This window comes from Binatus sp. (SeqCode), assembly GCF_036522015.1.
Taxonomy (GTDB): Bacteria; Desulfobacterota; Binatia; order Binatales; family Binataceae; genus Binatus.
The window spans coordinates 1-14,773 of the sequence record NZ_DATDGQ010000036.1; the positions used below are offsets into that span (position 1 = coordinate 1).

At 61.6% G+C, this 14,773-nt stretch carries 12 protein-coding genes; 8 read left to right on the forward strand and 4 right to left on the reverse strand.

Annotation, left to right across the window (positions count from 1 at the left end; all coding sequences use genetic code 11):
* The 3 genes from VIW95_RS01480 to VIW95_RS01490 form a co-directional block, all read right to left on the reverse strand.
* Positions 1 to 543: LLM class flavin-dependent oxidoreductase (locus tag VIW95_RS01480; protein ID WP_331583291.1), on the reverse strand; the 543-nt coding region annotated here is incomplete at its 3' end.
* A 47-nt stretch (positions 544 to 590) separates the two neighbouring features.
* Positions 591 to 1,259, reverse strand: a complete 669-nt coding sequence (locus VIW95_RS01485) for a DUF2231 domain-containing protein (RefSeq protein WP_331583293.1) — start codon at positions 1,257 to 1,259, stop codon at positions 591 to 593.
* Between the two features lie 106 nt (positions 1,260 to 1,365).
* Entirely contained in the window at positions 1,366 to 3,030 is a 1,665-nt protein-coding gene (locus tag VIW95_RS01490) for a hypothetical protein (protein ID WP_331583295.1), read from the reverse strand.
* Positions 3,031 to 3,175: 145 nt separating this feature from the next.
* Between VIW95_RS01490 and VIW95_RS01495 the strand changes: the two genes are divergently transcribed.
* The 8 genes from VIW95_RS01495 to VIW95_RS01530 all read left to right on the forward strand — a co-directional run bounded on the left by VIW95_RS01495 (position 3,176) and on the right by VIW95_RS01530 (position 13,874).
* A complete protein-coding gene (locus VIW95_RS01495) occupies positions 3,176 to 4,906 on the forward strand; it encodes an ABC transporter permease subunit (RefSeq protein WP_331583297.1) in 1,731 nt (576 codons plus the stop codon).
* A 36-nt stretch (positions 4,907 to 4,942) separates the two neighbouring features.
* Complete coding sequence (locus tag VIW95_RS01500) at positions 4,943 to 5,701, forward strand: ABC transporter ATP-binding protein (RefSeq protein WP_331583299.1); 759 nt, start codon at positions 4,943 to 4,945, stop codon at positions 5,699 to 5,701.
* The gene (locus VIW95_RS01505) at positions 5,701 to 6,189 is read left to right on the forward strand and encodes an AAA-associated domain-containing protein (RefSeq protein ID WP_331583301.1); all 489 of its coding nucleotides are present in this window, start codon (positions 5,701 to 5,703) and stop codon (positions 6,187 to 6,189) included. The genes VIW95_RS01500 and VIW95_RS01505 overlap by 1 nt, the downstream gene beginning before the upstream one ends.
* Positions 6,190 to 6,201: 12 nt before the next feature.
* Positions 6,202 to 6,576 (forward strand): limonene-1,2-epoxide hydrolase family protein, encoded by a 375-nt coding sequence (locus VIW95_RS01510; protein ID WP_331583303.1) that lies wholly within the window; start codon positions 6,202 to 6,204, stop codon positions 6,574 to 6,576.
* An 83-nt stretch (positions 6,577 to 6,659) separates the two neighbouring features.
* On the forward strand, positions 6,660 to 8,591 hold the full coding sequence (selB, locus tag VIW95_RS01515) for a selenocysteine-specific translation elongation factor (protein WP_331583305.1): 1,932 nt from the start codon (positions 6,660 to 6,662) through the stop codon (positions 8,589 to 8,591).
* 342 nt (positions 8,592 to 8,933) lie between these two features.
* Complete coding sequence (selD, locus tag VIW95_RS01520; protein ID WP_331583307.1) at positions 8,934 to 10,007, forward strand: selenide, water dikinase SelD; 1,074 nt, start codon at positions 8,934 to 8,936, stop codon at positions 10,005 to 10,007.
* 15 nt (positions 10,008 to 10,022) lie between these two features.
* Positions 10,023 to 10,691, forward strand: a complete 669-nt coding sequence (locus VIW95_RS01525; RefSeq protein WP_331583309.1) for a nitroreductase family protein — start codon at positions 10,023 to 10,025, stop codon at positions 10,689 to 10,691.
* A gap of 75 nt (positions 10,692 to 10,766) precedes the next feature.
* Positions 10,767 to 13,874 (forward strand): patatin-like phospholipase family protein, encoded by a 3,108-nt coding sequence (locus VIW95_RS01530; protein ID WP_331583311.1) that lies wholly within the window; start codon positions 10,767 to 10,769, stop codon positions 13,872 to 13,874.
* 6 nt (positions 13,875 to 13,880) lie between these two features.
* Here VIW95_RS01530 and VIW95_RS01535 read toward each other — a convergent pair.
* A partial coding sequence (locus VIW95_RS01535; RefSeq protein WP_331583313.1) for an LLM class flavin-dependent oxidoreductase occupies positions 13,881 to 14,773 on the reverse strand: 893 nt, incomplete at its 5' end.

Sequence of the window (14,773 nt, forward strand, 5' to 3'; positions counted from 1 at the left end):
TGAAATCGTGGACGCGACCGCGATTGGAATCCTTTCCTGCAACGGCCGGATCTGCAGCGCAGCGTTGTGCAGCTCGAAAAACGAGCCCGTGTAGCTGAACGGCTCGTCGGTGGTGAGCAGACGCAGGATGACGCCGAGGCCTTCATCCATGCGGTCGCGCTGCGTCATCGGATCGATCCCGAGCATGACCGCGTCCGACGGCAGCGCGCCGGGCCCGACCCCGAGCATCGCGCGACCGTGGCTCAGATGATCGAGCATCACGATGCGCTGCGCGACGTTGAACGGGTGATGGTACGGAATCGAAACGACGCCGGTGCCCAATTTTATTCGTTTGGTGCGCTCGGCCGCGGCGACCAGGAACATTTCCGGCGACGCGATCGTTTCCCATCCCGCCGAATGATGCTCGCCGACCCAGAACTCGTCGTAATGCAGTTTGTCGAGCCACTCGGCGAGTTCGAGATCGCGTTGAAACTGGAGCGTTGGATGCTCGCCTATAGGATGATGCGGCGCGAGAAACACGCCAAAACCGAGACGCTGGGTCATAACTACTCCTGTTTCTGTTTCAGAATTTACGGCGCGCTGCTACTGCATCACATGCTCGCTGCACTAGGCGAAGCCGACGGTGCCACGGTGGGAACCGGGGTCGGAATGCTCGCTGGATTTGTCGCAGGCGCCGCGAATGTTGCCATCGGGGTCGCTGTCGCCATCGGAGTCGGCACGGACACGGTAGGAAGCGGTTCGGAGGAACTGGACGCTGACGAAGGACTCGCGGCTTCCGACGGCACTGGCGCCGACGCCATCAGCGCAGTTCCAGCGCCGTAGTCGTAAACGAGGACGCCGCCGAGATGCGACTGATAACCCAGAGTCGCGACCGCGAGGATGGCGACGATGAGATAAATCGCGCGCGACCCTGCCATGAAGCCGAAAGCCTGAATGAAGATACGCCAGATCGCGAGGACGCCGAAGGTAATCGCGAGATACGTGCCTAGCTGCGCGTGCCGGTGCAGCACGTCGCGCGCCGGTTGTCCGAGCGCGTTCCAGATGCGGTCGGCTTCCATATCGCCGGTGAGAAAAGATCCGCCCGCCGCGAGCGCGCCGAGGATCATCAGGAGTACCGCGGTGTATCGGAGCCAGATGCGAGTCGGAGAGCTGCCCGCGAAGAGATCGATCAGTACCGCGAGGAATAGCAGCGCGACCGAGAAGTGATCGACAACCGGATGAAGTTGGTATGGTTGCAGGAATTTCACGACAGCGTCCATCGATGCTCCTTGAGTCCAACGGGATACGGATACGCGCGGCCCGCGAAAATGGATGGCGCGATACGTGGTCTGAGAGTTTATCCCAAAGCACCGGTCGGCAGGCAACCTACCCCGGCCCGTCAGGTTTAGAGACTTTGATTTCGAGATTGCGAATCTCGACGTCGCTCCACGCGCGTTGCGTGAAAAAATATTTGATCGCGCCGCCTGGCGTTAAAGCGAGAAAATCCGGATTCCACCACTCCTCGAATCCAAACTCCGGCGCATCGGGATTGCCCGCAACGGCGCCGCTTTGCGTCTTGCCGATGGTCACGACGACGTTCGCGTCCGCCGGCGACCCAGTCTGCGCAAAATCACGCAAGTACCATTGCACCTGCGGCGCATCGTCGGTGACGCTCGCGCTCGCGCCGGCCACCCAAACCGAATTTCGGACACGCTCACATTCCTTGACCGTCCGAATCGAAGTAGCCGGCTCCGACCAGAACAAGAGCGCGTGCCGGCGCCAACTCGCTTCACTCGCATCCGGTACTGAAAAGACAAAATTGGTCGCGATCTGAACGTAGAGCGTGAGCGCGACCGCCGCCGCAAGCGCATAACGAATCGAGTTCCATCGCAGCGACCGATGCATCCTATCCGCCGCGTAAGCCGCGACCAGCGCCAGCGGCAGCACGATCGCCACGATCGCATCAGGTTGATTCGCGCCCACCGCCGCGAACACCGCGAGGCTCACGATCGCCCACACCACAGACCACGCCGCAAACCGATCGCCGATACGTTGCGAGACGATCGCGGCGGCACCGACAATCGCGAGAGCCACGACCAGAAATTCGTAGAATGCAAGAATCGGAATTATTCTGTGCAACGCGTGCAGCCAAGCGATCAAGGACGGCGCAAAAGCGGCATTGAGCTGGTATTCGACCGAGTTTACGAGTGGCCGGTGAAAAAACGCCGTGGTCAGGACGAGCCACATACCGATCGCGACAACCGCGCACACAATGACGAGCGTGCGGCGCCGCTCCCACCATACGCGCATGCGCAACCTTCGATGGTCGATTCGCACCGCGTCGACGACGCCGACGAGAATCAGCGACACGATGATCGCAGAGGCCGTCACATAACCGATCGGATCCGCCGTGAGCCAGAGCGCGATCGCGACGCCAAGCGCTGTCGCGCGAATCACGGTGGGACGCCGGCGCATACTCTCCGCAACTGCGATCGCAACCATCATGAACGCCAACGACGCAATCGCGCTGGAACCGGCGCCAGAAAAATAACCCACACTCGGCGAAGTCGCGATCAGTGCGGCGAACGCCAGCGCTCCGGCGCGCCCCAACGCCGGACGCAGCGCAAACGCGCTCGCAATCATCAGCAGTGCGCATAGCGTCACCACAATTCGCGAGGTGGCATCCGTCGCGCCGATCGCCGCGAAGATCCAGCCCTGAAATATCGTCACCCACGATGCGTCCGACAACGCGAACGCGGCGCGGCCATGCTGCGCAATGAGGAACGCCGTGAGCGCGTCCGTACCCTGCCGCGCATCAAGTGGACGCCCTCCCAGAGCCATCGTGCGCGTGATGAGCACGTAGGCCGCGACCACGTACCATCCAAGATGCTCGGCGGTGACGACGTAAACTGCCCGCGTCAGCCGCTCGTGGCTCAGGTTGTAGGATAGCTTGGCCGTCGGCGCTTCGGATGGAGGCTCCTGCTCGACGCGCTCGAGCGGTTCTTCGTCGAGTCGCCACTCGTCGTCTGGAAATCTTTCCTCGCCCGCCATTATTTTTTCCGCTCGTGCGCTCTCGCTATTGCCGGCACCGCCCATTGTCAACGCCGGCGGGCCGAAAATTAATGCGTCCGAAATGAATTTTGCCCTTGAGCGAAATGGCCGCGCGGCTATGCTGGAAGTTTCGGGTCACACGACAATGCCGAAATTCGAAATAAACACGCGCCGCTTGATCAACGGCACCCTGTCGTTCCTCGCGCTCGCCGCGATTATCGCGCTGTTCTTTGCGTATCGCAGCCACGCCCCGCATTTCATTCCGCACAACGTTCCCGTCTCGCTCCGCCATCTTCCATACTACGCGTTCTGCTCGTTTTACCGGATGCTCGCCGCGTACCTCATCGCGCTGGTTTTTTCGATCATCTACGGCATGGCGGCGGCGCGCGGCGGGCTCTACGAGCGCATCCTGATTCCCGCCATCGACATTGCGCAGTCGGTGCCGGTGGTCGGTTTTTTCCCCGCCGCGGTTTTTTTCTTCGTTGCGCTGACGCACGGCAGCCGGCTCGGCGTTGAGATGGCCGCCATCTTTCTCATTTTCACCAGCCAGGCATGGAATATGGCGCTCGGCGTTTACGAAGCCGTCAAAACCATTCCCGACGATTCCAGGGAGGCGCTCGAGACTTTCGGCGGACGCGGATGGCTGAGATTCAAGCGCCTGCTGCTCCCCGCCAGCATACCGAAGCTGGTGTACAACTCGATCCTGTCGTGGGTGGCAGGCTGGTACTTCCTCATCGCGTGCGAAATCATCACGGCCGGTCCCGCCACCTACCGCCTGCCGGGGCTGGGCAGTTTCCTGTGGCAAGCTTCCGAGAAGGGACGCAACTTCGATCTCGCGGCCGGCCTTCTCACCCTGCTCGCGATCATCGTGCTGATGGATATGATCGTCTGGCAGCCGCTGTCCACGTGGGCCGAAAAGTTCAAGTACGAATTCGCGGCATCGTCCGGCGCTGTCCAATCGCTCGGGATGTTCGACGCGCTGTCCGGCGTTGGGCCGGCCGTCACGCGCGCGTTGCGCCTGATACTGGTGCCTCCCATCAGGCTGCTCGGCCGCGCGATCGCGGCGCTTCCGAACGGTCCGCAGCTCACGCCAGAACAAAGCAAGCGCGTCGGCAATATCGTGCGGTCGCTGATCATCGGCGCGATCGTGATCTTCACGGCATGGGCGTTGGCCCGTGGCCTGGTTGCATTGATCAGAACCCTATCGCAGCCGTGGCCGTCCGACGCGAAACAAATCCCCGAAGCTATCCTCCTTTCGACCATTCGTATGACTATCGCCTATGCAATCTCGCTCGCGTGGACGGTGCCGTGCGCGCTGGCCGCCAGCGAGAGTCCGCGCTTCAACCGAATCCTGTCGCCCATCGCGGAGATTGTCGGCTCGATGCCCGCGACGGCGCTCTTCCCGATCATCGTCGCCGCCTTCATCCAGTTTGCCGGCGGGATGAATGTCGCGTCGATCGTGCTCATCCTCACCGGCATGCAATGGTACCTGCTCTTCAACCTGCTCGCTGGAATCAACCAGGTGCCCGAGGACTTGAAGGAGGCCGCGCGCGCGTTCGGCCTCTCCCGCGTCGCGCGATGGCGCAAGCTGATTCTGCCGGCGGTCACGCCGTCGCTGATCACCGGCAGCATCACCGCATGGGGGGGAGGATGGAACGCGCTAATCCTGTCTGAATACTTTGTGTACAACGAACAGACTCACCAGGTGCTCGGAATCGGCGCGCTGCTTGACGCCGCCACCTATGGCAAATCCAGCAACGGCGTGATGATCCTGCTGAGCCTCCTTTCAATGATAGCGGTGGTGCTACTGTTGAACCGCCTGATGTGGCGGCCACTGTACAACCTCGCCACGGAGCGCTACAGGCTGGACTACTGACGCGCCTACAATGTGCGACTCGGACTCATCTGACCCATGGCTTTCCTCGAGCTCAAGAACGTCTCAAAAAGTTTTGCGCATGCGAAGGGCACCTTGCTGGTGCTCAACGACATCAGCTTCGAGGTCGAGGAAGGCGAGTTCGTCGCAATCGTCGGACCCTCGGGATGCGGCAAATCAACGCTGCTGCGCATCATCAACGGCATCGTGCCGATGACTTCCGGACAGGTTTTATACCGCGGACGACAGGTCGACGGGATCAATCTCGAATGCGCGCTCGTGTTCCAATCCTTCGCGCTGCTGCCGTGGCTGTCGGTCAAGGCCAACGTCGAGCTCGGCCTCGAAGCGCAGGGACTTCCGCCGGCCGAGCGCGAAAAGCGCGCCGGAATTTATATCGACAAAGTCGGACTCGACGGTTTCGAAGAAGCCTACCCGCGCGAGCTCTCCGGCGGGATGAAGCAGCGCGTCGGTTTCGCGCGCGCGCTCGCCGTCGAGCCCAAGGTGCTCCTGATGGACGAGCCGTTCTCTGCGCTCGACGCCCTGACCGCGATCACGCTGCGCGAGGAGTTGCTCGACATCTGGCAATCGCCCGACATGCCCGTGAAGAATATCGTGCACGTCACCCACATCATCGAAGAGGCAATCGAGCTGGCCGATCGGATTATCGTGATGGCGGCGAGCCCCGGCCGCATCGTCAAGGATCTCAAGGTCGAACTGCCAAGACCGCGCGACCGCCGCGCCGAAGCTTTCAACGCGCTGACCGACAAGGTCTTCTCGCTGATCGAGGAGCGCGGCTGATGGCTGTCCCGTCGATAACTCCGCTGCCCGACGCCGGGCTGACTCTTGTCTTCGGCTTGCTCGAGCTGCTCGAGGATCGTGGTGGGCGCGAGGACGGCTACAAAATCGCGCGCGACCTCAATTTCAAATTCGGCGATCTGCTCAAGGTGATGAAGGCCGCGGAAATTCTTGGCTTCGTTTCGACCCCGGCCGGTGATGTCGTGCTCGAACCGCTCGGCAAACAATTTCTCGAAGCGAAGATCAACGAGCGCAAGCTCATGGTGCGCGAGCAGTTGAAGAAGCACAGCCTCTTCAACTACTTCATCCGCCTCCTTCACGGGCAGGAGAGTAAGGCACTGACCAAGGAAGTCGTGCTCGAACATCTCGCGATGCTGCTGCCGAGCGAAAAGCCCGAGCGCCAGTTTCAGACGATGGTGAACTGGGGGCGTTTCGCCGAGCTGTTCGGCTATAACAAGGATGAGGATCGCTTCTATCTCGATAACGAATAAGGAGAACTCGCAATGGCAACCGATGCTGAAAAAATCGTGACTGATTTCTGCAACGCATGGCCGCGCAAGAACATCGAAGAGCTGCTCGCCTTCTTCACCGACGACGCCGTCTATCACAACATCCCGCTCGAATCCGCCAAAGGCAAAGACGCCATCCGCAGCGTCATCAACACTTTCCTGCCGATGGCCCGGTCGCTCCATTTCAAAGTCCTGAACAGCGCCAGTAACGGCAACACCGTCTTCAACGAGCGCGTCGACATCTTCGACCTGGGCAACGGCAAGACGATCTCGCTGCCGGTAGCAGGCGTGTTCGAAATCACCGGCTCGAAGATCAGCGCATGGCGCGACTACTTCGACATGGCGATGTACACCAAGCAGATGTCGTAGCTTTTTCTTTTTTAAATCCGGTCACCCTTCCCACTATGGGAAGGGGTCAGGGGTTAGGTCGCCCGCTCCCGCACCACCTCAAGATGGCTTCCCCAACCACTCACGCCATCATCGGCACCGCCGGTCACATCGATCACGGCAAGACCGCGCTGATCAAAGCGCTCACCGGCCAGGACACCGACCGCCTCAAGGAAGAGAAAGAGCGCGGCATCTCGATCGATCTCGGCTTCGCCTACTTCACGCTGCCCGACGGCACGCGCGCCGGCATCGTCGACGTCCCCGGTCACGAGCGCTTCATCCGCAACATGCTCGCCGGCGCGCACGGCATCGATCTCGTGCTGTTCACCGTCGCGGCCGACGACGGCGTGATGCCGCAGACCGAGGAGCATCTCGACATCCTGCATCTGCTCGGCACGCGCCGCGGCATTTTCGTGATCACCAAGGCCGACCTTGCCGACGCCGCGCGCCTCCGCGACGTGCGCGACGAGATCGAGCTGCTGGCCGACGGCACCACGCTCGCCGGCGCACCGGTCATCGAGGTGTCGTCGATAACCGGGCTCGGCCTCGACGCGTTGCGCGCCGAGATCGTCCGGCAACTCGACGGCTTCCAGGCGCGTCGCGCCACCGGCGTCTTCCGGCTCCCGCTCGATCGCGCCTTCGTCATCAAAGGACACGGCATCGTGGTCACCGGCACCGCGATGGGCGCCGAGGTGCGCGTCGGACAGAAACTCCGCGCGCTTCCGTCGGGCGACGAGGTCCGCGTGCGCTCGATCCAGGTGCACTCGGACTCTGTCGAGAGCGCGGGGCTGTGCCAGCGCGTCGCGCTCAATCTCACCGGCGCCGAAAAGCTGGATCTGGCGCGCGGCGACGTGCTCGCCGATGAGCGGCTCGACTCAGCGACATCGCGTTTCGACGCATGGCTCGAGATTCGTCCCGCCGCCAGGCGCGCGCTCAAGAACAACACGCGCGTACGGCTGTTCATCGGTACCACTGAGACGATCGGGCGCGCGATCGTACTCGAGGAGGCCGGCGCGATCGCGCCCAAAGCCGCCGGCCTCGCTCAGTTAGTGACCGAGGATCCCGTGGTCGCGCTCGCGGGCGACCGCTTCGTTATCCGCGACGAAACCAATTCGCGCACGCTCGGCGGGGGCATCGTGTTGAACCCGCTCGGCCGCCGCGTCCGCAAGCCGCTCGAGACCTATCGCGCCAATCTCCGCACGCTAAAGGATTCGTCGGGGGCCGAAGCGATCGACGCGCTGATCAATCTGCAGGAAAGTTTCGCGCTCGGCACGACCAGGCTCGCCACGCTGATGAATATTCCGATTGCCGAGGCCGACGCCGCGCTGCGCGACGCGCCGCGCTTCGTAAAACTGTCAGCGGGCGACGAAGAAGCTTTCACGACGCGGACCAGATGGGACGATCTGAAACGCTTCGCGCTCGACGCGCTCGCGGCCCATCACAAGGCAGAGCCGCTGTCGCCCGGGCTCGAGATGGAAGCGCTGCGCACGCGGCTGCCGTACGAAATCGGCGCGCGCGCGTTCCGTCCGATAATCGATCGACTCAGTCACGAGTCCGAAATCGTACGCGAGGAGAGCACGCTCCGGCTGAAGAGCCACCGCGTGCAATTGGGCGGTGACGCAGGAACGCTCGGCGCGAAAATCGACGCCGTACTGACGCGCGCCGAATTTCAACCGCCGGATCTCAAGCAGTTAGCCGACGCGTTGAAGATTCCCGCCAGCCAATTGCCTCATTTGAGGACAGTGCTGGTCGCGATGGAACGTCAGGGCCGCATCGTCAAAATCGCTACCGACCTGTATTTCAGCCGAGCCGCCGCCGATGCGGCGAAAGATCGCCTCGTCGAGCATCTCGCGACGCATCGAGAAATCACCGCGGCGACGTTCCGCGACCTGCTGGGCGCGTCGCGCAAATTCGCAATCGCACTGCTCGATCACTTCGACCACACCGGCATAACCACGCGGGTCGGCGACACGCGCCGCCTGCGTGCTCCGTCCTAGCCTCTCTCTAATCAGGGAGAGGCCGCGCGCCCCGCGCGGGTGAGGGTCAAAAAAATTCCTGGTTCTTTCCGCTGCGCGTCTGCTCCTTTCCGTCATTTCGAATGGACGCCAATTTCGGACGGTTTGTCTAAAACACTCGATGCTTGCTGGTGTTTTGACGAAAATGTTTCACGTGAAACGTTCGTTAGTTCAGGAGAACAAAACACGAATGACGCGGAAGAGAAATCGGAAAGGCATCCCGGAATTTGGACCCTCACCCGCGCTGCAAGCGCGGCCTCTCCCTGATAGAGAGAGGCAAGAGCGCGGCTGACTTCGACGGCGCGATGCGCGACAATATCCGCGATGTCCAAATCGAAGGACAACAATCCCTCGCGGGGCGAGCTGGTTCGCCTGACGGCGCGGTGCAAGGCTGCGGGTTGAGCCGGTAAGCTCGGTCCGGCGGACCTCTCTGCAGTCCTCGCGCGGCTCGATTTGCCGAGCCATCCTGATTTGCTCGTTGGAATCTCCACGGGCGACGACGCCGGTGTGTTCCGTCTTTCCGACGATCTCGCGATCGTCAACACCGTCGATTTTTTCACGCCGGTGGTGGACGATCCGTTCACCTACGGACAGATCTCCGCCGCCAACGCGCTCTCGGACGTTTACGCGATGGGCGGAGTGCCGCGCACCGCGCTCAACATCGTGTGCTGGCCACAGACCGGGTTGCCCGCTGAGATGCTCGCCGACATTTTGCGCGGAGCAGCAGACAAAGCGCGCGAGGCCGGAGTCGTGATCGTTGGCGGGCACACGGTGGCCGACGAGGAAGTGAAATTCGGGATGGCTATCACGGGCGTGATCGATCCGCGGCGAATAGTGCGCAACATCGGCGCGCAAGTTGGCGACGCGCTCGTGCTGACCAAGGCGCTTGGCACGGGAATCCTCATGACCGCATTCAAGCGCGACGCACTCGGCGACGAAGCGTACCAAGCCGCGGTCCGCTCGATGACTCAGCTCAACGCCGCGGCCGCGTCCGCGATGCTGAAGTACGACGTTCATGCCGCGACCGACGTCACGGGTTTCGGGCTGGCCGGTCATGCGCTCAAGATGGCCGAGGGCAGCGGCGTCACGTTCGTATTCGAGGAATCCGACCTGCCGCTGCTGCCCGGCGTGCTCGAGCAATGCCGCGCCGGAATGATTCCCGGCGGCGGCGAGCGCAATCGCGACTACTACGCGCCAAACGTCCGAATCTCCGACGAAGTTGCCGAAGAAATCGCAATGATCGCCTTTGACCCGCAGACCTCGGGCGGATTGCTGATCGCGATTCCCGACCAGCAGTCGATTGCGCTGGTCGCGGAGCTGCAGAATTGTGGGCATCGCGAGGCCGCGATCGTCGGGCGGGTCGTCGCTCGTCGCGAGCATCCTATCGAACTGGTTTAGTCGCGGAGGCAGCCGATGGATTTTTTCGAAGTCGCCAGCTCAACGCCCACGATGCGTCGTTTCCTCGACCGCCCGATCCCTGACGCGGAGCTGATCAAAATCCTCGAGACGGCGAACATGGCGCCGTCGGGATCCAATGCGCAGCCGTGGGAGTTCGTGGTGGTGCGCGACGCGGCTGCGCGTCGCGAAATTCAGCGGCTGTACGAATCGGTCTGGGGTCCGTACAAGGATAGCGCGATCATTCGCGGCCGCACGACGCTGTCGCCGCGCGCGGTCAAGGCGCTCAAGACCGGCGACGAGTTCGCGGCGCAGCTTGCGATCGTACCGGTTCATGTCGTGGTGTTCCTCGATCGGCCGAAGATGCGTGTCGAGCGCGGCAGCGCAGCCGATCTGTTCAACTTCGGCGCGACCTACGGCTCAGTTTTCCCCGCGATTGAACTGATGATGCTCGCGTCGCGCGCGCTCGGCGTCGGCACCGCGATGACCACGATGCTCACGAGCAAAGAGGCCGAGACCAAGGCGCTTCTCGGTGTGCCGGAGGAGTATCAACTAATCGCGCTGGTGCCGATGGGTTATCCGGCGGACGCCTTTAAGCGGCCGATGCGCAAGCCGGTGTTCCCGCGCCTCCACGACGAGCGATGGACCCGCGCGTGGCCGACGCCAGTTGCACCGCCGGACAAATAGCGATTCCACATCTAGTTATACGACGGTCAAAAAACTAATTTAGCGGCCAGTAAATCCAGGTGGGGGGATTTCTACATGGAGTGGCCGCTGCATCTATGGCAGGTGCTTCGCGAAGAACTAGCTGCGCTTCAAGGCCCGCCGGCGGAGCATCCGCAGGATCAATTCCTGTACTCGCAGGAAGATATCGACGATCTCTCGCTGTTGGTGAAGCAGATTGCCGCGCACGAGCCCGAGTTGAAGGCAGTCTGCACGGAGGCTCGGTTCGTCGCCAACCTCGAGCAGCTCGCTAAGCTCGTTCGCGATGAGCGCGCGCAGAACGCTGGAGCCGAAGAGACCGCGCTCGAGGCACCGAAAGCTGGAACCGAAGAGACCGCGCTCGAGGCGCTCAATCAGCTGCTGACGACTCCGAACCTGGGCCAAGCCTTCCTTAACGTTCCAATGAGCCGATTTGTCGAGGAGCAGGAGCGGAATGGCCTGAAGGAAGACGAGCGTATCGAATTGAATCGCGATCTGCTGGACTGCGCGTTTGCCGGCGGGGTCAGACCGGTGAGCGACAAGATCCTGCCCGGGGTAATCGGGAAGCTACATGACGCAAAGCTTTCGGCGTTGTGTTTTTCCGGCGGCGGAATTCGCAGCGCAACGTTTTGCCTGGGCGCGGTGCAAGGACTTGCGAGCAAGGGCTTGCTGGACAAGTTCAACTATCTCTCAACCGTATCGGGCGGTGGCTATCTCGGTGGATGGCTCGCCGCGTGGACGCATTGGAGCAATGACGACCTGTCCAAGGTGATCACGCAACTCAGTACACCGACGGTGTCGAAGTTGGAACCCGAGGCCGACCCGATCTTCTATCTGCGAAATTTCAGCAACTACCTGACTCCACGCACCGACCTGTTTTCGGTGGACACCTGGACGCTCGGCGCCACCTATCTGCGCAACCTGCTGCTCAACTGGATCGTACTGCTGCCGCTGCTGATTGCGGTTCTCGCGGTGCCTCGCCTGGTCCTCGTGCTGCTGCATCCGGTGCCGGAGTATGTCACCTCGGGCTGGCGCCAGCTTGGGGGGTGGGCGTGCCTGGCGATGGCGGTACTCGGCTTCGCCTGCGCGATGTTCTACCAGGGGATGGCGCGGCCGAGTCACCTCAAATTGTTAGACGAAGGATCGCTCAAGTCAGGATGGGCGCTGCGGTGGCTGCGTCATCGCAAGCAGGCCGACTTTCTGACCTACTGTTTGGCGCCCTTGATGATCTCGGCGTTTATCCTGGCGACCTACATTTTCCACGCGTACCTCTTCAGAGTAAGCGACTACAGCAAGCTGAGCGAAATTCTCTGGATCGGAGGCGTCTCGGCGTTCCTTGGATGGTTCGCATTCGCGATTTCATTGGGCATGAGCAAGCGCTTCTTGTGGGATCTAGGGGCGATGTTGTTGAGTGCGATCGGGGGAGTGGCGCTGTTCTACTACATCGTGATCATTTGCTCCTGGATCCACTCCTACATGGCGCAGAGCCGGGAGCTATACCTGTGCGTTGCGCCGCCGCTGGTGCTGGTGGTGTTCCTGATCGCGGCGACGTTCTTTGTGGGCCTGGCGACGTTCTGGACCGACGACGAGGATCGCGAGTACTGGTCGCGGATGGGCGCCTGGATACTGATTGCAAGCTTCGGCTGGGCCGCGCTCGGCACTATCTCGCTGTTCGGACCGGAGTTATTTGGCTGGCAAAGTTTGTGGAGCAAGCTGCTGACCTACGGCGGCAGCGCGCTGGTGAGCGCGGTCACTGCCTATTTCGGATTCAGCGCCAAGACTCCGGCGAACCCCGATAGCGAGGCCGGTAGTTCGTCATCGGCATTGCTACAGCGGGGGCTCCCGATTCTCGGCGCAATCTCAATCGTGCTGATTCTCGCGGTCCTTGCGGTTGCCGCACAGTGGCTGGTGCAAGAGGTGACGGACAACCTCCCGCAAGGATTTGCGGCCTGGCAAACCGCGTCGCTATCGGGCGCGTTCTTCGCGATCCTCGCGGCGGCGGTGCTCGGCCTCGCGATGTCGGGCTTGATTGATCCTAACAAGTACTCGCTGCATGCGATGTACCGGAACCGGCTGATTCGCGCTTACCTGGGCGCTTCGCGCGAAAAGGGCGCGCGCCGCCCGAATCCATTCACCGGCTTCGATCCTGAAGACAACCTCCCGATGAAAAAGTTATGGAAGAAGCGGCCCGGCAAACTCATGCCGTTTATCAATATGACGCTGAACATGGTCGAGCCAGTTTCAACGAAGCTCGCGTGGCAGGAACGCAAGGCGGAGAGCTTTACCGTTACGCCGCTGCATTCGGGGAGTTTTTGGGTCGGCTACCGCCGATCGACGGAATATGCGCCCTGGAATTATTTCCCGTTCAGCAAGCTCAAGCGTGCGAAAAAAGAGAAGGCAATGCCGATCACGCTGGGCACGGCGACCGCGATTTCGGGCGCCGCGGTCAGTCCGGACATGGGCTACAACTCCTCGCCGATCGTGTCGATGCTGCTGACGCTGTTCAATGCGCGGCTGGGATGGTGGCTGGGAAATCCAGGCAGCGCAGGCAACGACACCTATATGTATTCGAACCCCGGAAAGGGCGCCAAATACCTGGTCGACGAAGCGCTGGGACGCACCAACGACGAGAAGCCCTACGTGTACCTGTCGGACGGCGGCCACTTCGAAAACCTAGGCTTGTACGAGATGGTGCTGAGGCGATGCCATACGATCCTGGTGATCGATGCGGACGAAGACCGCGACTTCACCTTCGAAAGTCTCGGCAACGCGATGCGGAAGATCAGAACCGATCTGGGAATCTCGATCGATTTTGAGCCGTTTTCAAACTTTCAGAAGCGCAACAAGGGAGATCCGCCAGGCGGTCCAACACTTTACTGCAGCGTCGGAAAGATTCATTACGACTGCATGGATAAATCCGCGACCGACGGCCGACTGATCTTCATCAAGCCCACAATTACCGGCAAAGAAACCGCCGATGTTCTCAACTACGAACAGCAGCATCCCGAGTTTCCGCACGAGACGACGGCGGATCAGTGGTTCTCGGAGTCGCAGTTCGAGAGTTACCGGGCGCTGGGAGAGTACGAGATCATGCAAATTCTCTCGGAGCATGCCGGCGAATCCAAGGTCTACGCCGACGTGAGAGAAATTTTATCCAAATTAAAGTGATCGCGGCTACAGACTCAGGAGCGGGATTACTTCCTTGGCGAATTGTTCCAGTTGCGCGGTGCGTTCCGAGGAGTGTGAGACGGCGTCGATGCCGATGTCGCGGGCGCCGGCTTTGATGTACTCGCTTATTTTTGCTGCTACGTCGGCGGGGCGGCCTAGCGCGCCGTAACGCTTTGCGGCGTCGGTCATGTCGGTTGCGTATCGCCTGCTTAGAAATTTTCCGGCGACCGCGTGTGCGGCTTCGACGCTCTCGCCCAGCGTGCAGAATATCTGGACGCAGGTGCCGAACTCGGTAATTTTGCGACCGGCGCGGTCTGCTTCCATCCCGATAAAATCCAGGCCGTCGGCGAAGCGCTTGGGCGTAACGACGTAGGGCATCCATCCGTCGCCCAATCGTGCGGCGCGCTTTAGCGGACCTTCGGCGCGTCCGCCGATCCAGACTGGAGGGCCGCCGGGAGTTTTGGGACGGGGCTGCATACTGATTTCCGCGAAGCTGAAATATTTGCCGCGATGCTCGACGCGATCGCCACTCCACAGGCGTTTCATCACCTGGATCGACTCGGTCGCGCGACCGCCGCGTTGGTGAATCGGTACGCCGCACGACTCGTACTCGCGCGGGAACTCGCCGCCGACGCCGACCCCGAAGATGAAGTGGCCTGCGCCCAGCAGACGGTCGAGCGACGCAACCATCTTGGCGACGGGGACAGGATGCCGCAGCGGCAGCAGGTAAACGCTGGTTCCGAAGGTGAGTTTTGGTTCGAGCGCCGACAGGTATGCGAGCGTGGTCAGCGGATCGTTGACCGGTCCGGTGAACGCAACGTGGTCGGGCGCCCACAGCACCTCGTAACCCCATCGCGAGATCGATTCGAGGCCGCGCGTGGCCTCTTCGCGACTTGAGG